At 71.6% G+C, this 22,026-nt stretch carries 14 protein-coding genes; 4 read left to right on the forward strand and 10 right to left on the reverse strand.

Annotated elements, in window-relative coordinates; all coding sequences use genetic code 11:
• Positions 1–10 precede the first annotated feature (10 nt).
• From CRP30_RS10145 to CRP30_RS10160, 4 genes are all read right to left on the reverse strand, one after another.
• Positions 11–316 carry a hypothetical protein gene (locus CRP30_RS10145; protein ID WP_097183780.1) on the reverse strand — a complete coding sequence of 102 codons (306 nt, stop codon included), beginning with the start codon at positions 314–316 and terminating at the stop codon, positions 11–13.
• Between the two features lie 148 nt (positions 317–464).
• Complete coding sequence (locus tag CRP30_RS10150) at positions 465–1,295, reverse strand: VOC family protein (protein ID WP_097183781.1); 831 nt, start codon at positions 1,293–1,295, stop codon at positions 465–467.
• An 83-nt stretch (positions 1,296–1,378) separates the two neighbouring features.
• Positions 1,379–4,270, reverse strand: a complete 2,892-nt coding sequence (gene uvrA / locus CRP30_RS10155; protein WP_097183782.1) for an excinuclease ABC subunit UvrA — start codon at positions 4,268–4,270, stop codon at positions 1,379–1,381.
• A 137-nt stretch (positions 4,271–4,407) separates the two neighbouring features.
• Positions 4,408–5,844: an amidase gene (locus CRP30_RS10160; protein WP_097183783.1), complete on the reverse strand. Its 1,437-nt coding sequence runs from the start codon at positions 5,842–5,844 to the stop codon at positions 4,408–4,410.
• A gap of 48 nt (positions 5,845–5,892) precedes the next feature.
• Between CRP30_RS10160 and CRP30_RS10165 the strand changes: the two genes are divergently transcribed.
• Both CRP30_RS10165 and CRP30_RS10170 read left to right on the forward strand, forming a co-directional pair.
• Positions 5,893–6,579, forward strand: a complete 687-nt coding sequence (locus CRP30_RS10165; RefSeq protein ID WP_097183784.1) for an MBL fold metallo-hydrolase — start codon at positions 5,893–5,895, stop codon at positions 6,577–6,579.
• Between the two features lie 259 nt (positions 6,580–6,838).
• The gene (locus tag CRP30_RS10170; RefSeq protein WP_097183785.1) at positions 6,839–8,500 is read left to right on the forward strand and encodes a M28 family peptidase; all 1,662 of its coding nucleotides are present in this window, start codon (positions 6,839–6,841) and stop codon (positions 8,498–8,500) included.
• A gap of 50 nt (positions 8,501–8,550) precedes the next feature.
• Here the strand turns inward: CRP30_RS10170 and CRP30_RS10175 are convergent, their stop codons facing one another.
• The 6 genes from CRP30_RS10175 to uvrB form a co-directional block, all read right to left on the reverse strand.
• Positions 8,551–8,763, reverse strand: a complete 213-nt coding sequence (locus CRP30_RS10175; RefSeq protein ID WP_097183786.1) for a hypothetical protein — start codon at positions 8,761–8,763, stop codon at positions 8,551–8,553.
• Positions 8,764–8,774: 11 nt separating this feature from the next.
• A complete protein-coding gene (locus CRP30_RS10180; RefSeq protein ID WP_097183787.1) occupies positions 8,775–10,829 on the reverse strand; it encodes a S9 family peptidase in 2,055 nt (684 codons plus the stop codon).
• Between the two features lie 24 nt (positions 10,830–10,853).
• Positions 10,854–12,176: an MFS transporter gene (locus CRP30_RS10185; RefSeq protein ID WP_097183788.1), complete on the reverse strand. Its 1,323-nt coding sequence runs from the start codon at positions 12,174–12,176 to the stop codon at positions 10,854–10,856.
• A gap of 44 nt (positions 12,177–12,220) precedes the next feature.
• The gene (locus CRP30_RS10190) at positions 12,221–13,315 is read right to left on the reverse strand and encodes a TerC family protein (RefSeq protein ID WP_097183789.1); all 1,095 of its coding nucleotides are present in this window, start codon (positions 13,313–13,315) and stop codon (positions 12,221–12,223) included.
• 111 nt (positions 13,316–13,426) lie between these two features.
• On the reverse strand, positions 13,427–14,530 hold the full coding sequence (locus CRP30_RS10195) for a TerC family protein (RefSeq protein ID WP_097183790.1): 1,104 nt from the start codon (positions 14,528–14,530) through the stop codon (positions 13,427–13,429).
• 410 nt (positions 14,531–14,940) lie between these two features.
• Positions 14,941–17,052 (reverse strand): excinuclease ABC subunit UvrB, encoded by a 2,112-nt coding sequence (gene uvrB, locus CRP30_RS10200; protein ID WP_097183791.1) that lies wholly within the window; start codon positions 17,050–17,052, stop codon positions 14,941–14,943.
• Positions 17,053–17,560: 508 nt separating this feature from the next.
• Here uvrB and glgX point away from each other — a divergent pair.
• Together glgX and treY are read left to right on the forward strand one after the other, a co-directional pair.
• Positions 17,561–19,672: a glycogen debranching protein GlgX gene (gene glgX, locus CRP30_RS10205; protein WP_097183792.1), complete on the forward strand. Its 2,112-nt coding sequence runs from the start codon at positions 17,561–17,563 to the stop codon at positions 19,670–19,672.
• Complete coding sequence (treY, locus tag CRP30_RS10210; protein ID WP_097183793.1) at positions 19,669–22,011, forward strand: malto-oligosyltrehalose synthase; 2,343 nt, start codon at positions 19,669–19,671, stop codon at positions 22,009–22,011. Before glgX ends, treY begins: the two co-directional genes overlap by 4 nt.
• Positions 22,012–22,026: the final 15 nt, after the last annotated feature.

Below are 22,026 nucleotides of genomic sequence, written 5' to 3' on the forward strand. Positions count from 1 at the left end.
CGGCCGTCGGTCAGGGCGCTGCGGGAACCGGGGAGCCGCGGTGCGCTGCCCGGGCGACGGCGGCGGCGGCCGCCGTTCCTCTGTGCTGGGTCAGCCGGACCCCGCGCATGACCAGCGCGGACGCACTGCACAGGCCTACGACGGCGGCAGGCACGGCGACCACTCCCGGCGCGGCGTCCCCCATGACCAGGTACGCGCACAGCGCCGTGAGCGCCAGCAGCACGGCTCCCGACCGCAGGCGCGGGCCGGGGGCGGCTCCGAAAGGCGCGCCACTGACGGACATGTCCGGGTCGCAGCCGGGCGTGAGCACGGTCATCCACTGCCTCCTCGCGGCCACCCTCCGTCGATACGGGGTGACGCTGGTCACACGGACCATAGGTGGCTCGAGCGCCCAGGCCAATGGCTGGCGGAGAAATCCCACCGGACGGGAAGCCGCCGCGCGCTGCACCGACCCCGACGGTCGTTCACCACGCCTCGGGCGGGGTGAACTGGCTGATGGTGAACTCGGCGCCCTGCGGGTCCCGCACGAGCGCATTTCGGGTCCACTCGTCGTCGGGCCGCGTCAGCACCGTCGCCCCCAGGCGTTCGGCCGTCGCCGCGCTGTCGTCGCGGTCGGCCACCGTGAAGGTGACGGTCCAACGGGCCGACTCCCCCGACTCCAGACCGACCAGACCGCCGATGACGTCGGCGAAGCCGGGCGGCGCCGAGGCCTGCCGTTCGTGGATGCCCGGGTCGACGGTCGCCGCGAGGTGGTCGCCGTACCCGGGCACCTGGATCATCGTTCCGGCGTCCTGCCCGAGGTCCATGGTGACCCAGCCGAACAGCGCCCCGTAGAAAGCGAGTGCGCCCTCTCGGTCGGGCGTGTGAAGGTCGCTGAAGTTCCAGGCGCCCGGAGCGTTGGTGAGCTGGGCGCCCAGCCGCCGACGGGGCTGCCACAGGCGGAAAGCTGCTCCCGCCGGGTCGATGCAGGAGGCCGCGCGGCCACCGGGCCCGGCGTCCTCCGGTCCGGCGGTCACGGCTCCCCCCAGGCCCGGTACCCGCGCGGACGTGGCGTCGGCGTCGTCCACGGCGACGTAGGTGTTCCAGGTCGGCGTGCCCGCCCCGGGGCCGATGGCCGCGACATCCTGTCCGTCCAGGGTCGCGAGCAGGTAGCTGCCGGGGGCATCCGGCGGCACCACATCCGTCAGGGTCCAGCCGAAGAGGCCGGCGTAGAAGCGGGCGGCCTCGGCAGGGTCGGGTTGCTCGGTGTCGATCCAGCACGTGACTCCGTGCGGATAGGTCCTCTGATCGGTCACGTCGCACCCCTCTCGGCCCCGGTGCCGGGGACGCTAACGAGGGGGTGTGACACCGCGGGGCCGGGCAGTGCCCGGCCCCGCGGTCAGCTGGCCTTCTTGCGCGTCCGCTTCTTCGGCGCCGCGGCCGCCGCGACGGCTTCCGGGTCGAGGATCTTCGCCAGGTAGCGACCGGTGTGGCTCTCCGGCACCGTGGCCAGGAACTCCGGCGGCCCCTCGGCCACCACCGTCCCGCCGCGGAAGCCACCCTCGGGCCCCATGTCGATCAGCCAGTCGGCGCTCTTGATCACGTCCAGGTTGTGCTCGATGACGATGACCGAGTTGCCCTTGTCGACCAGCCCCTGGAGCACGAGCAGCAGCTTGCGGATGTCCTCGAAGTGCAGGCCGGTGGTCGGCTCGTCGAGGACGTAGATGCTGCGGCCGTTGGACCGCTTCTGCAGCTCGCTGGCCAGCTTCACCCGCTGTGCCTCACCACCGGACAGCGTGGTCGCGGGCTGCCCGAGCCGGACGTAGCCGAGCCCCACCTCGGTGAGCGTGCGCAGGTACCGGGCGATCGCGGGGATGGCCGCGAAGAAGTCGGCGGCCTCCTCGATCGGCATGTCGAGGACCTCGGCGACCGTCTTGCCCTTGTAGTGCACCTCGAGCGTCTCGCGGTTGAAGCGGGCGCCCTTGCACACCTCGCACGGGACGTAGACGTCCGGCAGGAAGTTCATCTCGATCTTGAGCGTGCCGTCGCCGGAGCACGCCTCGCAGCGCCCGCCCTTGACGTTGAACGAGAAGCGGCCCGGCAGGTACCCGCGCATCTTCGCCTCGGTGGTCTGCGCGAAGAGCTTGCGGACCTGGTCCCAGACGCCGGTGTAGGTGGCCGGGTTCGAGCGCGGCGTGCGGCCGATCGGCGACTGGTCGACGTGCACCACCTTGTCGAGGTGCTCGAGGCCGGTGATGGTCCGGTGCCGGCCGGGGACCATGCGGGCTCGGTTGAGCTGGTTGGCCAGCACCGTGTAGAGGATGTCGTTGACCAGGCTGGACTTGCCCGACCCGGACACGCCGGTGACCGCGACCAGGGCGCCCAGCGGGAAGGTGACGTCGACGCCCTTGAGATTGTGCTCGCGGGCGCCCTTCACGACCAGCTCGCGGCCCGGGGTCAGCTCACGCCGGACCTTCGGGATCTCGATCGACCGGCGGCCCGAGAGGTACTGACCGGTCAGCGAGCGCTCGCTCGTCATGAGGTCGTCGAGGCTGCCGCTGACCACGACCTCGCCACCGTGCTCACCGGCACCGGGGCCGATGTCGACGATCCAGTCGGCGATCTTGATGGTGTCCTCGTCGTGCTCGACGACGATGAGCGTGTTCCCCATGTCCCGGAGGCGGACGAGGGTCTCGATCAGCCGGGAGTTGTCGCGCTGGTGCAGGCCGATGGACGGCTCGTCCAGGACGTAGAGCACGCCGACCAGCCCGGAGCCGATCTGGGTGGCGAGCCGGATCCGCTGCGCCTCACCACCGGCGAGGGTCGCCGCCGGCCGGTCGAGGGAGAGGTAGTCCAGACCGACGTCGACGAGGAACGAGAGGCGCGCCTGGATCTCCTTGAGCACGCGGTCGGCGATGGCGCGCTCGCGCTCGCCGAGCTCGAGGCCGTTCAGCCACTCGGAGGCGTCGCCGATCGACAGGTTGGTGACCTCGGCGATGGACCGGCTGTTGAGCTTGACGGCCAGGATCTCCGGCTTGAGCCGCGTGCCGTGGCAGACGGGACAGGGCACGTCGCGCATGTAGCCCTCGTACTTGTCCCGCATGTAGTCGCTGTCGGTGTCCTCGTGGCGCCGCTCCAGGAACGGCAGGACGCCCTCGAACGCGGCGTAGTAGCTGCGCTCGCGGCCGTACCGGTTCTTGTACCGGACGTGCACCTGGTCCGGCGACCCGTGCAGGACCGCCTTCTGGACCTTGGCCGGCAGGTCCTCCCACGGGGTGTCCATCGAGAAGCCGAGCATCTGCGACAGGCCGGTGAGCAGCCGGGTGAAGTACTCGTTGCTCATCGATCCCGCCCACGGAGCCACCGCGCCCTCGCCGAGGCTCTTCTCCGGGTCGGGGATGACCAGCTCCGGGTCGACCTCCTTGCGGGTGCCGATGCCGGTGCACTCGGGACAGGCCCCGAACGGGGAGTTGAAGGAGAAGGACCGCGGCTCGAGGGCCTCGAACGACAGGCCGTCGTCGACGCATGCCAGGTGCTCGGAGAACGTGCGCTCCCGCTGGGGGTCGTCCTCGGTGAGGTCGACGAAGTCGAGGACGACGAGGCCGCCGGCCAGGCCCAGCGCGGTCTCCACCGAGTCGGTGAGCCGGCGCTTGGCGCTCTCCTTGACGGTCAGGCGGTCCACGATCACCTCGATCGTGTGCTTCTCCTGCTTCTTGAGCTTCGGGGGCTCGGTCAGCGGGTGGACCACCCCGTCGACCCGGACGCGGGAGAAGCCCTGGGTCTGCAGGGAGCTGAACAGGTCGACGTACTCGCCCTTGCGGGCGCGCACGACGGGCGCGAGGACCTGGAAGCGGGTGCCCTCCTCCATGCCGAGGACCTGGTCGACGATCTGCTGCGGCGTCTGACGGGAGATGGGCTTGCCGCAGTTGGGGCAGTGCGGCTGGCCCGCGCGCGCGTAGAGCAGCCGCAGGTAGTCGTAGACCTCGGTGATGGTGCCGACCGTCGACCGCGGGTTGCGGTTGGTCGACTTCTGGTCGATCGAGACCGCCGGGGACAGGCCCTCGATGAAGTCGACGTCCGGCTTGTCCATCTGGCCGAGGAACTGGCGGGCGTAGGCCGACAGCGACTCGACGTAGCGGCGCTGTCCCTCGGCGAAGATGGTGTCGAAGGCGAGGCTGGACTTGCCCGAGCCGGAGAGACCCGTGAAGACGATCAGTGCGTCACGGGGCAGGTCGAGATGGACGTCCTTGAGGTTGTGCTCGCGGGCGCCGCGGACGACGAGCCGGTCCATGTGCTTCCTGTCAGTCGCTGTGGCTGGATGCATCAGTCGAGGGCAAGGCCCCGACCTGGAGAGCTGTTCCCGTCACCCGGCGCGCCCGCCTGTCGCCCCCGTCACGCGTCGGGGCGGCGAGGCGCCATGCCGCGTACTCAGGCAGGGGCCTGGGCGGCGGACGCGGTGGGGTCGAAGACGGGTGCGTACCGCCGCCACGGCTGCAGACGCTCCAGCTCTCCGGCGAGCCAGAGTAGTCGTCCCTCGGCGCCCGGGGGGCCGACGAACTGGACGGCCGCCGGCAGCCCGTCGGGGCGGACGCCGGCGGGAACCACAGCGGCCGGGAGCCCGGCCAGGTTCCAGGCCGCCGTCCACGGCGCCCACCGCGCGTTCGCCGTGACGTTGGCCAGGAAGGAGCGCTCGTGCCACGGACGGGCGGGGAGCGGTGGCCCGGTGGTGACGGGGCTCAGCAGCACGTCGGCGTCGGCGAAGAAGCCGACCATGCGGTCGCGGAAACGTTCGGCCGTGCGGGGCCGCACCAGGTGCGCCCGCCTGACCAGGCGGCCGAGGCGCGCGTGCGTGCGGCTCCGCGGCTGCAGGGCATCGCGGTCGATGCCGAGGTGCTCGGCGTCGTCCTCGGCACCGACCATCCAGCGGGTCAACGCGCCCGTGGCAGCGCCCAGCGTGATCGGCGGCTCCCGGCGGACCACCGTGTGTCCGGCAGCGGTGAGCAGTTCGACGACGGCGTCGACCGCGGCCCGTGTGGCTGCGTCCGCCCGGAGACCCGGGACGGGGGATCTGGTCGAGAGCGCGACGCGCAGCGGCCGGCCCGGCGCCTCCGGGGACACCGGCTCCTGACCCGCCAGGACGGCGTGGGCCACGGCGAGATCGGCCGCCGTCGTCGCGAGCGCACCGTTCTCGGCCATGCCCGACCAGCTGTTCGCGCCGATCTCGGCCGGGACCACCCCACGGCCCGGCTTCAGCGTCACCAGCCCGCACGCCGCGGCCGGGAGCCGGAGGGAGCCCATGCCGTCGTTGCCGTGGGCCAGGGGCACCGACCCGGAGGCCACCGCCGCCGCACTCCCGCCGGAGCTGCCCGCGGGTGAGCGCGCGGTGTCCCAGGGGTTCCGGCTGACCGCCCCAGGCCCGTCGGTGGACCCGTAGAGGCACAGCTCCGGGGCGCGCGTGATGCCCACGACGATCGCGCCGGCCTTGCGGAGGCGGGCGACGACCGGGTGGTCGCGCGTGGCAGGAGCCGGGGAGCAGGCGGGCGAGCCGTCGGTGCACACCTCGCCCGCGACGGCGACGTTGTCCTTCACCGCGATCGGCACGCCGGCCAGCGGGAGGGCGAAGCGGGTGAGCGCCGTGTCGATCGCGTGGGCCTCGGCGAGCGCGGCCTCGCGTCGCACCACCCGGAACGCGCCGATGCGGGCCTCGACCGCGTCGATGTGCGCGAGGTGGGCCCGGACGACGTCGACCGCCGTCACCTCACCGGAGCGCACGAGGCGGGCGATCTCCGTCGCCGGCAGGCCGACGGTGCCGGATGCGCTCGGCGCAGCAGGACCGGCACTGTCGAGAGCTCCGCTAGCGTCCATGCCAGGACCGTAACGGCGGCCGCTGACAGTTTCCGATCGGAGTCCCCGATGACCACCGCTCCCCCACCCGGCGACCACGCGTACACCGGGGACGTCGAGGTCGGCGCCCCGGCCCAGGTCCGCGAGCTGCCCGGGCTCACGATCACCAAGCTGGCCGTCAGCGAGATGGCCAACAACGTCTACCTGCTGCGCTGCACGGAGACCGGCGAGGGCCTGCTGATCGACGCCGCGGCCGAGCCCGACGCCCTCCGTGCCCTGATCGGGGACTCCGGCGTGCGGACCGTCGTCACGACGCACGGGCACTGGGACCACCACCGTGCGCTGCCGGAGGTGGTCGAGGCGACCGGCGCCGAGACGGTCGCGGGCACCGCGGACGCCGGCGACCTGCCGGTGCCGGTGCAGCGCACGGTCGAGCACGGGGACGCGGTGGCGGTGGGCCGGCAGACGCTGGAGGTCGTGCACCTGCGCGGCCACACCCCGGGGAGCATCGCGCTGGTCTGGCGGGGTCCCGCCGCGGCCGGGGTGCACGTGTTCACCGGCGACAGCCTCTTCCCCGGTGGTGTGGGGAACACGCAGGAGGACCCGGCCCGGTTCAGCAGCCTCATCGACGACGTCGAGGAGCGGCTGTTCGGCACCCTGCCGGACGAGGCCTGGGTCTATCCCGGTCACGGCGCGGACACGACGATCGGCACGGAGCGGCCCCATCTCGCCGAGTGGCGTTCCCGGGGCTGGTGACACCGACGCCGCGGAGTCGGCCACTCACGCACGGTCAGACCGACGACCTCGGTGAGTCGTTGCGGGTTCACTCCCGGTAACGCCAAGTCTGGCCCGGGATGCGGGGGCTTCCACCGCTCGGCCCGTGCGCCCGCCCCCACCGTTCCGTGACCGTTCCCTCACTTCCCGCGTTGTCAGGTGGTCCCGGCGCGACGATCGTCGCCCGAATCGGGAACCGCCCAGCTCCGGCGAACCGCCGGGCGCGACGAAGGGGAACGGGATGAACGATCCACGGACGAGGTCAGCGCGGCGGCACGTGCAGCGCGCGCTGGCCGTCACCACCGGTGGGCTGCTGCTGGCCGTCGGCGTGCCGACGGCGGCAGACGCCGGCGGCGGCAACGGGTGCGAGCACCGCAACAACAACACCTACGACAAGCTGCTGGACTGCGTGACGCTCGAAGGAGTGCAGGAGCACCTCGACGCCTTCCAGAAGATCGCCGACAACAGCACCGACCCGGTCTACCCGGGCAGCCGCGCAGCCGGCACGCAGGGTTACGCGGACAGCGTCGAGTACGTCGCCGGCCTGCTGGAGGATGCGGGTTACCAGGTCACCCTCGACCCGGTCGAGATCACCTTCAACTTCCCGGCCGTGCTGCGCCAGCTCGCTCCCGTCGAGGCCGCCTACGAGAGCGGGCCCTTCACCGGCAGCGGTGACGGCACCGTCCAGGGCGACGTGACCGCGGTGGACCTCGAGCTCGCCCAGGGGGCCGACGTGGTGTCGACCAGCGGTTGCGAGGCGGCGGACTTCGCCGGCATCGACTGGTCCGGCGACGCCGACATCGCGCTCGTGCAGCGCGGCACGTGCTTCTTCGGGACGAAGGCGTACTACGCCGAGCAGGCCGGCGCGGAGGCCGTGGTGATCATGAACCAGGGCAACACCCCGGACCGCGAGGAACTGCTGGTCGCTGACGCGACCAGCGTCGACGAGCCGATCCCCGGCGCCCCCGGGCCGGTCACGCACGGCATCCCGGTGGTGGGGGCCGCCTACGCCGACGGCCTCGCTCTGTCCCAGGCGGGATCCACCGCGTTCGTCGAGGTCCTCCCGGCGGAGACCCGCACCGATCACAACGTGATCGCTGAGCTGCCCGGCTCCAACCCTGACAACGTCGTCATGGCCGGTGCGCACCTCGACAGCGTCAACGAGGGACCCGGCATCAACGACAACGGATCCGGGTCGGCGGCGATCCTCGAGACGGCCCTGATGATGGCCAACTCCAAGCCGGAGAACACGCTGCGCTTCGGCTGGTGGGCCGCCGAGGAGCAGGGCCTGGTCGGCTCCGCCGACTACGTGGCCGGCCTGCCGGAGGCCGAGCGGAACCGCATCGCGCTCTACATGAACTACGACATGGTCGGTTCGCCGAACTACATCCAGATGGTCTACGACGCCGACCAGTCGACCTTCCCCGCGCCGGTGGCGATCCCCGAGGGCTCGACGGCCATCGAGGACCTCTACGAGTCGTACTACACGGCGATCGCTGAGCCCTACGACGACACCGAGTTCTCCGGACGCAGCGACTACGAGGCCTTCATCCTCGCCGGCATCCCGTCGAGCGGGCTGTTCACCGGCGCGGAGGAGATCAAGACGGAGGAACAGGCCGCGATCTGGGGCGGCACGGCCGGGGAGGCGTTCGACCCCGACTACCACGCCGCCGGGGACACGATCGGCAACGTCGACCCGCGGGCGCTCGAGGTGAACAGCGATCTCATCGCCTTCGCCATGCTGACGTTCGCCTACTCGACGGAGACGGTGAACGGGGTACCGGGCAAGGACGTCCCGGGCAAGCCGTTCGAGCTGCCGGCCCCGGCAGGTCCGCAGGGCACCTTCCAGGACGAGTCGGTCGCAGGAGGTGGCGGCCTGCACGCGCACGACGTGACCGCGTAGCACCGGTCGTGGCGGGGCCGGCCTCCGGGCCGGTCCCGCCACACCCGGCCTCAGTCGCCGCCGAACCGCGCGTCGTGCACACGCCCGTCCGCGAGGAAGCCCAGCAGCCGGCGGCCCTCCGCGAGGACGTCGTCGCGCTCACCGGCCGACAGCGGCCCGGACGGTCGCACCGTCAGCACCGTGGCGTCGCCGTCGCGAGCTCGCCGGGCTCGTAGTGCCGGCGTGGCGCGGCCGAGGGCGCGGCGGCCGAGGACCTCGGGCACCCACTGCTCCCTCAGTCGACCCGGGTGGTGGGCACCGTCATGGGCTGGGCCGCCGCAGGGACCGTGCCGTTCGCCGCTGGAGCGGCGGTGACGGGGGCGGCCGCTTCCGCGGCTCCGGCGGCGTCGTTCAGGGGCGTCGGCAGCCAGCGTGCCCACCAGCGGAGGATGTGCTCGAACCGCGCCAGCCGGTGCTTCGGCCGGCCCGAGCGGCTCAGCTCGTGCCCCTCGCCCGGAAATAGCAGGAACTCCGACGGGACGCCGCGTCGCTGCAGTTCCACGAAGAGCCGGGCCCCCTGCTCCACCGGGCAGCGCCAGTCCTCCTCGGAGTGGACGACCAGCGTCGGTGTGGTGATCGCGTGCGCGGCGGCCAGAGCGCTCTGCCCCGCGATGCGCTCGGGGTCGCTGCCGAGGTACTGGTCGGGGAAGTACCACCCGATGTCGGAGGACCCGACGAAGCTCACCGGGTCGAGGAACGCCCGCTCGACGACGGCGCCGGCGAAACGGCCGGTCCGCCCGATGAGCAGCGCCGTCAGGTAGCCGCCGTACGAGCCGCCCATGATGCCGACCCGCTCGGCGTCGAGCGCCGGGTCCTCGAGCGCGGCGTCGAGGAACGCGAGGACGTCGTCGGCGTCCAGACCGCCCCACCCGCCGCGGATCGCGCGGCCGTGCGCGGCGCCGTACCCGGCGGAGCCCCGCGGGTTGCACTGCACGACCGCGTAGCCCGCCGAGACGTAGGTCTGGGTCTCGTCGAAGAGCTTCCAGCTGTACTGCGTGAAGGGTCCGCCGTGGATGGTCAGCAGCACGGGGTGCGGGCCGGGCCCGGGCGGGACGGTGACCCAGCCGTGCACGGGGTAGCCGTCCGGGGCGGCCGCGGTGCGTTCCGCCACCCGGTGCACCCGGCCGGTCTCGGTCAGGGGCCGGCCGAAGGCGGTGAGCAGCCTGCGTCTGCCCGGCGTCAGCGCGACGAGCTCGCCGGCGGACCCGTCGTGCGCGACGACGGCGACGACCACTCCCCCGCCCGCCGCCACGCCGCGGACGGTGAAGGGACCGTCCACCAGGGTCTCGGCCGGGCCGCCGTCCAGCGGGACCCGGAGCAGCTCCACGCTGCCGCGGCGCTGCACGCCCACCAGGACGGCACCGTCGACGACCACGGTCGTCGGCGTCTCGTCACCGCGGTGGTGCCGTTCCGGATCGAGCAGCGGCTGCAGCGTGCCGTCGTCCCGCACGCCGCACGGCACCGCCTGACGGGCGACGAAGTCCAGCCCGTCCGGGCCGAGGTCGGGAACGGCAGTGACGACCAGTTGCTCCCCTGCGTAGGCCGGTGCGGCGCAGTCGCCGGTCCCGGCTGTCAGCCGCCGCAGGCCGGAGCCGTCCGGAGCGATCCCGTGGACGTCACGCACGAGGTCCCGGTCGGCGCGCGGGTGGCGCGCGGAGACGAAGGCGAGCTCACCGCCGTCCGGACGCCAGGTGACGTCCTCGCAGTCGGCGTCGCCGGTGGTGACCTGGACCGGCTCGGACAGCGGCGCGGTGTCGTCGGCGAAGTCGACCGGGAGGTCGAGGACGAAGACCTGGCTGCGCCGGTCGGCGAGGAAGCCGATCCCGTCGAGCCGGTACGTCAGCGACGTGATCAGGCGGGGTGGCTCGGCCGCCGGCGGAACGCCGTCCACCGTGCCGTACCGGCCGTGCTCCGGAACGCGGGCGACGTAGGCCAGCCGCCGCGAGTCCGGCGACCAGACCGGTGCTCCTGCGCCGAGGTGGTGCCCGGTGAGCCGGCGGGGCTCCCCACCGGCGGTCGGCATCAGCCAGATCTGGGGGCGCCCACCGGCCTCGGCACTGAGGAAGGCCAGCCAGCGCCCGTCCGGGGAGAACGCCGGGGAGCTGTCGAGGTGCCCGGAGGTCACCGGCCGCGCCGGCGCGGACCCGTCGGTAGGCACCGCCCAGAGCTGGCTGCGGTACTCGTCGGCCTCGAGGTCGGGCCGCGCGACGGCGACGACGGCCATCCGTCCGTCCGGGGAGACGGTCGGGACGCCCGGCGTGCGCAGGAGCGCGAGATCGTCAGGCCGCATGGCCCGGGACGCTAGCCGAGGGACTCAGGACGGCACACGGCGCGCGCGGGCGGTGCTCACGAGCAGCGTGCCGCCGAGCAGGGGCAGCAGCGCGAGCAGCAGCAGACTGCGGTCGACGCCCAGTGCCTCCCCGGCTCCCCCGACGACGGCGGAGCCCACACCGCCGCCGACGAGGAAGACCAGTGTCGCGATGCCCAGGGCCACGCCGCGGACGTCGGCCGGCACAGCGCCGCCCACGGCAGCCATGAGGGACGGCTGGCCGAGACCGAAGGCGAGCGTCACCAGGATCACCGCCGTCACGAGCACCGCCGCGGAGCCGCGCGCCGCACCGACGGCAGCGACGACCAGCGCCAGCGCCGCGGTCGCGTCGGAGACGATCAGGGACCAGCTCGGGCCCAGTCGTGTCAGCAGCGGGCCCGCGAGACGCGGGGCGACGAAGCCGGTGAGGGCGCTGGGCAGCAGCGCGAGACCCACCTGCAGGGGGGTCCACCCGCGCGCCGCGAGCACGGCGGGCACCGCGATCAGCAGGGCGAACCACGCGGCCGGGACCGCGGAGGCGGCCAGGGAGCTGCGGACCACGACGGGCTCACGCACGACCCGCCGCGGGAGGAAGCCCTCCGGTCGGCGCCGCACCCGCGCCGCGACGGCGGGAACGCCCACGGCGACGAGCACGGCGCCCACCGTCGCGATGAGGACCCCCGAGGCGGGCGACTGCACGAGCAGGACCAGACCGGCGGCGGTGGCGGCCACGAGCACCGCCCCCAGGACGTCGAGCCGGGCGCCGCTCCCCTGGGTCGGCAGGGCGCGCCACAGGGCAGGGACGACGAGCAGACCCAGCGCCGGGAGCGCGACGACCGCCCGCCAGCCGGCCACATCGGCGACGAGACCACCCGCGAGCGGGCCGAGCGCGCTGACGGCCGCCGCCATCCCGGCGACCTGCCCGAGCGCGGTGGTCCGGACGGCGCCGTCGTAGCGGGCGCTGACGATGGCCATGCCGAGGACGGGCACCGCGGCGGCACCCATGCCCTGCAGGATCCGTGCAGCCAGGAGCACCTCGATGTTCGGCGCGAAGCCGCCGAGGACCGCGCTGCCGGCCATCAGGCCGACCCCGACGAGCAGGGGGAGCCGGATGCCGGCGAGGTCGGCGACCCGTCCGTAGACGGCGGTCGCCACCGCGAGCATCAACGCGTAGAGACTGATGACCCACGAGACCCCACCGGTCGTGAGGTCGAGGTCCGCCGCGATCGCCGGCAGCGTGACCGCTACCGCCGCGCTGCCCATCCCGGCGAGGCCGAACAGCAGACCGACGAGCCCGGCGACGCGGCCGGCGTCCGTCTGATCCCCCACGAAGCGGCCTCAACCGGTCGGCGGCCCCGTCTGTTCCGCTGCCGTCAGCGTCGGGCGCGGTCCTCGTCGGTCTCGTCGGCGATGCGGGCCTCCGCGGCGGCCGCGGCCTCGGGGCCGCCGGTCGGTACGGACTTCGCCGTCTCCGGGTCGACCACCGGCTCGTCGGCGCCGATCAGCTGACCGCGCGTCTTGAGCAGGCTGGCGACCGTCGCGATGACCAGCACGCCCAGGATGATCGAGAGCGAGAGCCAGATCGGGATGTGCGGCACCGCCTCGATCGGCTCGCGCTCACCGGCGAACGGCAGCTGGTTCTCGTGCACGGCCTCCAGGATCAGCTTGACGCCGATGAAGGCCAGGATGACCGCCAGCCCGAGCGACAGGTAGACGAGCCGCTTCAGCAGACCGCCGAGCAGGAAGTACAGCTGGCGCAGGCCCATGAGAGCGAAGACGTTGGCCGTGAAGACGATGAACGGCTCGCGGGTGAGACCGAAGATGGCCGGGATGCTGTCGAGCGCGAAGATCAGGTCGGTCGTGCCGAGCGCCAGGATGACCACGATCATCGGCGTCCACATCTTCTTGCCGTTCTCGCTCACCCGGATCTTCGCGCCGTGGAAGTCCTTGGTGATCGGCAGGATCTTGCGCATCCGCCGGATGAACGCGTTCTCCTCGTAGTCCTCGTCCTCACCGCGGTGCCGGACGAGGTTGAACGCCGTGTAGATCAGGAAGATGCCGAAGATGTAGAAGACCCACACGAACCGCTCGATGACCACGGCGCCCAGCAGGATGAAGATCCCGCGCAGGACGAGCGCGATGATGATGCCGATCATCAGCGCTTCCTGCTGGAACTTCCGTGGCACCTGGAAGCGCGCCATGATGATCACGAAGACGAACAGGTTGTCCACCGAGAGCGAGTACTCGGTGAGCCAGCCCGCGTAGAACTCCGTCGCGTAGGTGCCGTTGGTGAACGCCAGCATCAGCAGGCCGAAGACCAGCGCCAGGCTGACGTAGAAGGTCACCCAGAGGCCGGCCTCCTTGAGTGAGGGCTCGTGCGGGCGACGGGCGACGATGGCGAGGTCCGCGAGCAGCAGGACCGTCAGCCCCACGAACGTCGTGATCTCGAACCAGACGGGAAGTTCCACGGGGCCTCACTCTACGGGCGGGCCCCCGCTGCCGCTGTCGGCCGGTCGGGCACTTCGGATGGTCGGGCGCGTCGCTGCGGAGCCGGTCCGGCTCCGCAGCGACGCGGTCACTCAGCGGTGCACCGGATCGTTCACCGGGACAGCGGTGGTGCGGTCGACGTCGGCGTCCACCTCGACGGGCTCGGGCGTGACGACGGCGCCGCGCTGCTCGGCACCCTCGGCCCCGGCCGGCAGGTGCTCGGCGCGGTCGCGCCGGTTCCTGGCCAGGCTCGCGACCGTCGTCACGACGAGGGTCAGCAGGATGACCGACAGCGACAGCCAGGTCGGGATCTCCGGGATGGCGGTCACGTGCTCACCGCCGTTGATGAAGCCCAGCTCGTTCGTGTGCAGGGCGTGGATGACGAGCTTGACGCCGATGAACCCGAGGATGACCGCGAGGCCGTAGGACAGGTAGACCAGCCGGTCGAGCAGTCCGTCGATGAGGAAGAACAGCTGACGCAGGCCCAGCAGCGAGAAGGCGTTCGCGGCGAAGACCAGGTAGGTCTCCTGGGTGAGCCCGAAGATCGCCGGGATGGAGTCGACCGCAAAGAGGATGTCGGCGCTGCCGATGGCGATGAGCGCGATGGCCAGCGGGGTGATGTACCGCTTGCCATCGATCCGCACCGCCATCTTGTCCGAGTGGTACTCGTCCGTGGTCGGGAAGACCTTCCGGGCGGCCCGCAGGAGGATGTTCTCCTTGTAGTCCTCGTCGCCGTTGTGACCGCCACTGCGGGCCTGCGCCCACGCGGTGTAGATCAGGATCGCGCCGAAGAGGTAGAAGACCCAGCTGAAGTTCTCGATGGCGGCGGCGCCGACGACGATGAAGACGGTGCGCAGCACGAGCGCGAACGTGATGCCGTAGAGCAGCACCTTCTGCTGCAGTTCCCGCGGGACCCCGAAGCTGGCCATGATCAGGACGAAGACGAAGAGGTTGTCGATGGACAGGCTCTTCTCGGTGATGTAGCCGGCGAAGTACTCGCCACCGAACTGGGCACCGTAGAACCAGAAGATCAGCAGTCCGAACACGACCGCGATGCCGACGTAGACGCCGGACCAGATCGCGGACTCACGCAGGGTCGGCGCGTGCGGGGTCCGCACGTGGCCGACGAGGTCGAAGATCAGCATCCCGACGATCAGACCGATCGTGAGAGCCCACACCCAGACAGGGACATCCATAGAGCAGTTCCTCCGGCAACTGGCAGCAGTCAGTACCGGAGGTCTCTCCCGCCGCAGGCCAGGGCCGGCGACCGACGGGACCGGAGATCACGGGATCTCGTACTGACGGCCCTGCCGCGTGGGGATACTCCCCTCCACGAACCACCGGGACGAGCGCGCGCATCAGCGCCCGCACTCCGTGTGGTCCGTTCTCTGCAACGGTGACGGGCGCCCGACAGTTCCGCCACGGGCGATCTTCCGCTGAGAGCCGGGTCACACGGGGCTGTCAGCACACGGAGCCCCCGCTCCCGGCACCGGGACCGGCTCGACGTCGCACGAGGTGACGGCGAGCCCGCGTCGAGCCGGAGCGATGTGCAACCGTGGCGCCTCCCCGGCCGGACGTCGCCATGGATGCACATCGCCGCCCGGTTCTAGGCGTGGGCGGCGTCGAGCTGCCGGAGCTCCTTCTTCAGCTCGGTCAGCTCGTCCCGCAGGCGCGCCGCGACCTCGAACTGCAGCTCCCGCGCGGCGGCGAGCATCTGGTCGTTCATCTGCGAGATGAGGTCGGCCAGCTCGTTGCGCGGCAGGCCCTGCGTGTCGATCGCCCCGGCCTTGGCCTTCTTGTTCTTCGAGGACAGCCCGGGCACCGGCGCCTTCCCGCGGGACTGCTGCCGGCCGGAGCCACCGATGAGCTCCGCCGAGGACTCCGAGTCCTCCGCCTCCCGGTAGATGCCCTCGAGGATGTCGACGATCTTCTTGCGCAGCGGCTGCGGGTCGACCCCCCGCTCGAGGTTGTAGGCGACCTGCTTCTCGCGGCGCCGGTCGGTCTCCTCGATCGCCTGCGCCATCGACGGGGTGATCTTGTCCGCGTACATGTGCACCTGGCCGGAGACGTTGCGCGCCGCCCGGCCGATCGTCTGGATCAGCGACGTGCCCGACCGGAGGAAGCCCTCCTTGTCGGCGTCGAGGATGGCCACGAGGGAGACCTCGGGCAGGTCGAGACCTTCGCGCAGGAGGTTGATGCCGACGAGCACGTCGTACTCGCCCTGGCGCAGCTCGCGCAGCAACTCCACCCGGCGCAGGGTGTCGACCTCCGAGTGCAGGTAACGCACCTTGATGCCGAGCTCGAGCAGGTAGTCGGTGAGGTCCTCGGCCATCTTCTTGGTCAGCGTGGTGACCAGGATCCGCTCGTCCTTCTCGGTGCGGATCCGGATCTCGTGGACCAGGTCGTCGATCTGCCCCTTGGTCGGCTTGACCACGACCTCCGGGTCGACCAGACCCGTCGGGCGGATGACCTGCTCCACGAACTCACCGCCTGTGCGGCCCAGCTCGTACTTCCCGGGCGTCGCCGACAGGTACACCGTCTGGCCGATCCGGTCGGTGAACTCCTCCCACTTCAGCGGGCGGTTGTCCATGGCCGACGGCAGCCGGAACCCGTGCTCGACGAGCGTCCGCTTGCGGCTCATGTCGCCCTCGTACATGCCGCCGATCTGCGGGACGCTCACGTGCGACTCGTCGATGACCAGCAGGAAGTCGTCCGGGAAGTAGTCGACGAGGCAGCTGCCGGCGCTGCCGGGCATGCGGCCGTCGATGTGCCGTGAGTAGTTCTCGATGCCGGAGCAGAAGCCGACCTGGCGCATCATCTCGATGTCGTAGGTCGTGCGCATGCGCAGCCGCTGCGCCTCCAGCAGCTTGCCCTGCCGCTCCAGCTCGGCGAGCCGGGTCTCGAGCTCGGCCTCGATGCCGCGGATGGCCCGCTCCATCCGCTCGGGGCCCGCGACGTAGTGGGTCGCCGGGAAGACGAACAGCTCCTCGACCTCCCGCACGACCTCACCGGTGAGCGGGTGCAGGTAGTAGAGCCGCTCGACCTCGTCACCGAACATCTCGATCCGGACGGCGAGCTCCTCGTAGACCGGGAAGACCTCGATCGTGTCCCCGCGCACGCGGAACGTGCCGCGGGTGAAGGAGAGGTCGTTCCGGGTGTACTGCTCGGTGACCAGGGTGCGCAGCAGGTCGTCGCGGTCGCGGGACTCGCCCAGCCTGATCTTCAGCGCCCGCTCCACGTACTCCTGCGGGGTGCCCAGGCCGTAGATGCAGGAGACGGTGGCCACGACCACGACGTCGCGACGGGTGAGCAGGCTCTGCGTAGCCGAGTGGCGGAGCCGCTCGACCTCGTCGTTCACCGAGGAGTCCTTCTCGATGTAGGTGTCCGTCTGCGGGACGTACGCCTCGGGCTGGTAGTAGTCGTAGTACGAGACGAAGTACTCGACGGCGTTGTTCGGCAGCAGTTCCTTGAACTCGTTGGCCAGCTGCGCGGCGAGCGTCTTGTTGGGTGCGATGACGAGGGTCGGGCGCTGCACCTGCTCGATCAGCCAGGCCGTGGTCGCCGACTTGCCGGTACCGGTGGCGCCGAGCAGGACGACGTCCTTCTCCCCGGCGTTGACCTTCTCGGCGAGCGCCTTGATGGCCGCCGGCTGGTCACCGGAGGGCTGGAACTCGCTGACGACGCGGAAGCGCCCCTGCGTAGGCCGGAGATCCGTCATGGTGGGCACGGGGAGAACGGTACGACGCGGGTGTGACAGAACGGGTCCGAGCGGGCGAGCGGGCCGGCTGGTGAACCCGGGGAGAACGGGACGCATCCGCTACTTGTCCTCCACGCCGACGCCCCCCTAGCGTGCCTGGTCGCAGGAACGGTTCCGGACCGGGGACCAGCGCCACCCGGCGTCAGCCGGGCGAGGTCGGCCCCCGGAACGGCGGCGTCCGGCCTCCACCGGGGTCGTCCTCCGCGCGCCGCCCCGGCACCGGGCAGCCGTCAGCGGCCCGTGCCGGGGCCTGCGCACGACGCCCTCCGCGGCCCTGCCACGGGGGGCGTCGTCGTGCCCGCCCACCCGGCCGACCGGCAGCGGCGCGACTCACACAAGATGCAGGTGTGCGGGGGGCGTCGCAGGGGCACCCCGGCACGGTCGCAGCAGACGACTTCCTCCGCGAAGATCGCCGGAGATACATCCCCTGCCCCGGGGTTCGGGGCACAGCGCAGGAGGAAATCCCAGGATGACGCAGGTCTGGCCCGGCAGTGCCTACCCCCTCGGGGCCACGTACGACGGCACCGGCACGAACTTCGCGATCTTCAGCGAGGTCGCCGAGAAGGTCGAGCTGTGCCTCTTCGACGACGCCGGCAACGAGGAGCGGATCCGGCTCCCCGAGATGGACGGCTACGTCTGGCACGCCTTCCTGCCCGGGGTCCACCCCGGGCAGAAGTACGGCTTCCGGGTGCATGGGCCGTACGACCCGGCCCAGGGGCTGCGGTGCAACCCGAACAAGCTGCTGCTCGACCCGTACGCAAAGGCCATCGACGGCCAGATCAACTGGGACCCGTCGGTCTTCGGCTACGACTTCGAGACCAAGGAGCGCAACGACGGCGACTCCGCGGCGCACATGCCGAAGTCCGTCGTCGTCAACCCGTTCTTCGACTGGGGCGTCGACCGCCCACCCAAGACGCCGTACAACAAGACGGTCATCTACGAGGCCCACGTCAAGGGCCTGACCATGACCAACCCGCGCATCCCCGAGGAGCTGCGCGGCACGTACGCCGGCGTCGCGCACCCGGCGACCATCGAGCACCTCACCGAGCTCGGCATCACCGCGATCGAGCTCCTCCCGGTGCACCAGTTCGTGCAGGACGACACCCTCCAGCAGAAGGGCCTGCGCAACTACTGGGGCTACAACACGATCGGCTTCTTCGCCCCGCACAACGAGTACGCCAGCGACACCGCCGCCGGGCAGCACGTGCAGGAGTTCAAGGGCATGGTCCGGGCCCTGCACGAGGCGGGCATCGAGGTCATCCTCGACGTCGTCTACAACCACACCGCCGAGGGCAACCACAACGGCCCGACGCTGTCCTTCCGCGGCATCGACAACCGCACGTACTACAAGCTCGTCGAGGGCGACGAGCGGTACTACATGGACTTCACCGGCACCGGGAACACCCTGAACGTCCGGACGCCGCAGTCGCTGCAGCTGATCATGGACTCACTGCGCTACTGGGTCACCGAGATGCACGTCGACGGCTTCCGCTTCGACCTCGCCTCCGCGCTGGCCCGCGAGCTGCACGCCGTCGACCGGCTGGCCACGTTCTTCGACCTGGTGCACCAGGACCCGGTCGTCAGCCAGGTGAAGCTGATCGCCGAGCCCTGGGACGTCGGCGAGGGCGGCTATCAGGTCGGCAACTTCCCGGCCCTGTGGACGGAGTGGAACGGCAAGTACCGCGACACCGTCCGCGACTTCTGGCGGGGCGAGGACGCCACCGTCGGCGAGTTCGCCAGCCGGATCACCGGCTCCGCCGACCTCTACCAGCACTCCGGCCGCCGCCCCTTCGCGAGCATCAACTTCGTGACGGCGCACGACGGCTTCACCCTCAACGACCTCGTCTCCTACAACGAGAAGCACAACGAGGCCAACGGCGAGGGCAACAACGACGGGGAGAGCCACAACAGCAGCTGGAACTGCGGCGTCGAGGGCCCCACCGACGACCCGGAGATCCTGCAGCTGCGCGGCCAGCAGCGGCGCAACTTCATCGCCACGATGATGCTGAGCCAGGGCGTCCCGATGCTGCTGCACGGCGACGAGCTGGGCCGCAGCCAGGGCGGCAACAACAACGGCTACTGCCAGGACTCCGAGCTGACCTGGATCGACTGGGAGAACGTCGACGAGGGCCTGCTGGAGTTCACGAAGAAGGTCACCCGGCTCCGCACCGACCACCCGACGTTCCGCCGTCGCCGGTTCTTCCACGGCCGCCCTGTCCGCCGCGGTCTGGGCGACCCGGTGCCGGACATCGACTGGCTGACCCCGGCCGGCGAGCAGATGACCGACGAGGACTGGGACGCCGCGTACGCCAAGTCGCTGGCCGTCTACCTCAACGGCGTCGGCATCCGCGAGACCGACGAGCGCGGCGAGTACCTCACCGACGACCACTTCTACCTGGCCTACAACGCCTCGCACGAGGCGATCGAGTTCACGCTGCCCAGCGACGACTACTCGCAGGTGTGGACGACGGTGCTCGACACCGCCGAGATGGACGAGGTCGAGCCGGTGGAGTTCAAGCCGGGCGACACCGTGACGGTGCAGGGACGGTCGATCGTCGTCCTCACCGGTCCCGCGCAGTGACCGAGAACGGCGAACGCCGCCGGTCGGTCCCGGCGGCCACCTACCGGCTGCAGGTGCACGCGGGGTTCCGGCTGCAGGACGCCGCGGACGTCGCCGGGTACCTGGCCGACCTGGGGGTCACGCACGCCTACTCCTCTCCCCTGCTGCGCTCGGCCGAGGGCAGCAACCACGGATACGACACCGTCGACCACGCGCACATCGACGAGGCCCGGGGCGGTCGCGAGGGCTTCGACCGGTTCGTCGCCGCGCTGCACGAGCACGGCCTCGGCCTGGTGCTCGACCTGGTGCCGAACCACATGGGCGTCGACGACCCGGCGGCCGCGCCGTGGTGGTGGGACGTGCTGCAGCACGGTCGGCAGAGCGCCCACGCGGGAGCGTTCGACATCGACTGGGACTTCGGGGACGGCAAGGTCCGCATCCCGGTCCTGGGTTCGGCGGACGACGTCGAGAAGCTCGAGGTGGTCGGTCGGGAGGGTGGGGGTGACGGAGACGGCGAGCTGCGGTACTACGACAACCGCTTCCCGATCGCTCCCGGCACCGGGGACGGCACCCCGCAGGAGGTGCACGCCCGTCAGAACTACGAGCTGGTCGACTGGCGCCGCGCCGACGACGAGCTGAACTACCGGCGGTTCTTCGCGATCAACACCCTGGCCGGCCTGCGCGTCGAGGACCCGGCCATCTTCGACGCCACCCACGAGCTGGTCCTGCAGCTGGTGGGCGACGGCGCCGTCGACGGCCTGCGCATCGACCACCCGGACGGCCTCGCCGACCCCAAGGGCTACCTGGACCGCCTGGCCGACGCCTCCGGGAACCGGTGGACCGTCGTGGAGAAGATCCTGGAGCCCGGCGAGGACCTGCCGGAGTCGTGGCGGACGGCGGGGACGACGGGCTACGACGCGCTGACCGAGGTCGACCAGCTGCTCGTCGACCCGTCCGGCGAGGGCGCGCTCACCGCGCTGGACACCGAGCTGACCGGCTCGGCCGTCGACTACGAGCGGCTGGTGCACGACTGCAAGCGCGAGGTCACCGACGGCATGCTCGGGTCGGAGGTGGCGCGCCTGGTCCGGGTGATCGGCGAGCTGTCCGGCGTCGACGCCACGCAGCAGACCGAGGCGCTGGCCGAGCTGCTGGCCAGCTTCCCGGTGTACCGCAGCTACCTGCCCGACGGCCGCGAGCACCTGGACGCCACCGTGGCCGCCGTCCGCGGGCGACGGCCGGACCTGACCGCGGCGCTCGACGCGCTGCACTCGGTGCTGTCGTCCGCGGGTTCGGAGGCCGCGACGCGGTTCGAGCAGACCAGCGGGCCGGTCATGGCCAAGGGCGTCGAGGACATGGCCTACTACCGGTGGGCGCGGTTCGTGTCGCTCAACGAGGTCGGCGGAGACCCGTCCCGCTTCGGCAGCACGGTCGAGGAGTTCCACGCCGCACAGCTGCGCCGGGCCGAGCGCTACCCGGAGTCGATGACGACGCTGTCGACGCACGACACCAAGCGCAGCGAGGACGTGCGCGCCCGGCTGGCCGTGCTCGCCGAGATGCCGGACGCGTGGGCGCAGCTGGTCCGTCAGCTGCTCCAGCGGCACCCGTTGACCGACCGGCCCCTCGCCCACCTGGTGTGGCAGAACCTGGTCGGCGCCTGGCCGCTGTCCCGCGAGCGGGCGCACGCCTACGCGGAGAAGGCCGCCCGCGAGGCCGGCACCTCAACGACGTGGACGGCGCCGGACGAGGAGTTCGAGGGGCAGCTGCACGCCCTGGTCGACGCCGCCTTCGACGACGAGCAGACGCACGGTGCGATCGAGGACTTCGTGGGCCGGATCGCTCCCCTCGGCTGGTCGAACTCGCTGACCCAGAAGCTGCTGCAGCTGACGATGCCCGGCGTCCCGGACGTCTACCAGGGCACCGAGCTCTGGGACTTCTCGCTGGTCGACCCGGACAACCGCCGTCCGGTGGACTACGGGCAGCGGCGGCAGCTGCTGGCCTTCCTCGACGCCGGCGAGGTGCCGGCCGTCGACGCGACCGGTGCGGCGAAGCTGCTGGTCACGTCGCGCGTCCTGCGGGCCCGGCGCGACCACCCGGAGTGGTTCGCCGGGTACGAGCCGGTGGAGGTCACCGGCTCGGCGGCGGAGCACCTGGTCGCCTACGACCGCGGCGGGGTCGTAGTCGTTGCCACGCGGCTGCCGGCCGGGCTGGCCGCGAAGGGCTGGGGCGACACCGCGCTCCAGCTGCCCAACGGTGCCTGGCGAGACCTGCTCACCGGCGAGCGGATCGTCTCCGACGTCGCCGGTGTGGCCGCGGACGCCCTGCTGGCGAAGCTCCCCGTGGCGCTCCTGACACGCGACTGAACCGCGGCGAGATCG

This window comes from Blastococcus haudaquaticus, assembly GCF_900230285.1.
Classification (GTDB): Bacteria; Actinomycetota; Actinomycetes; order Mycobacteriales; family Geodermatophilaceae; genus Blastococcus_B; species Blastococcus_B haudaquaticus.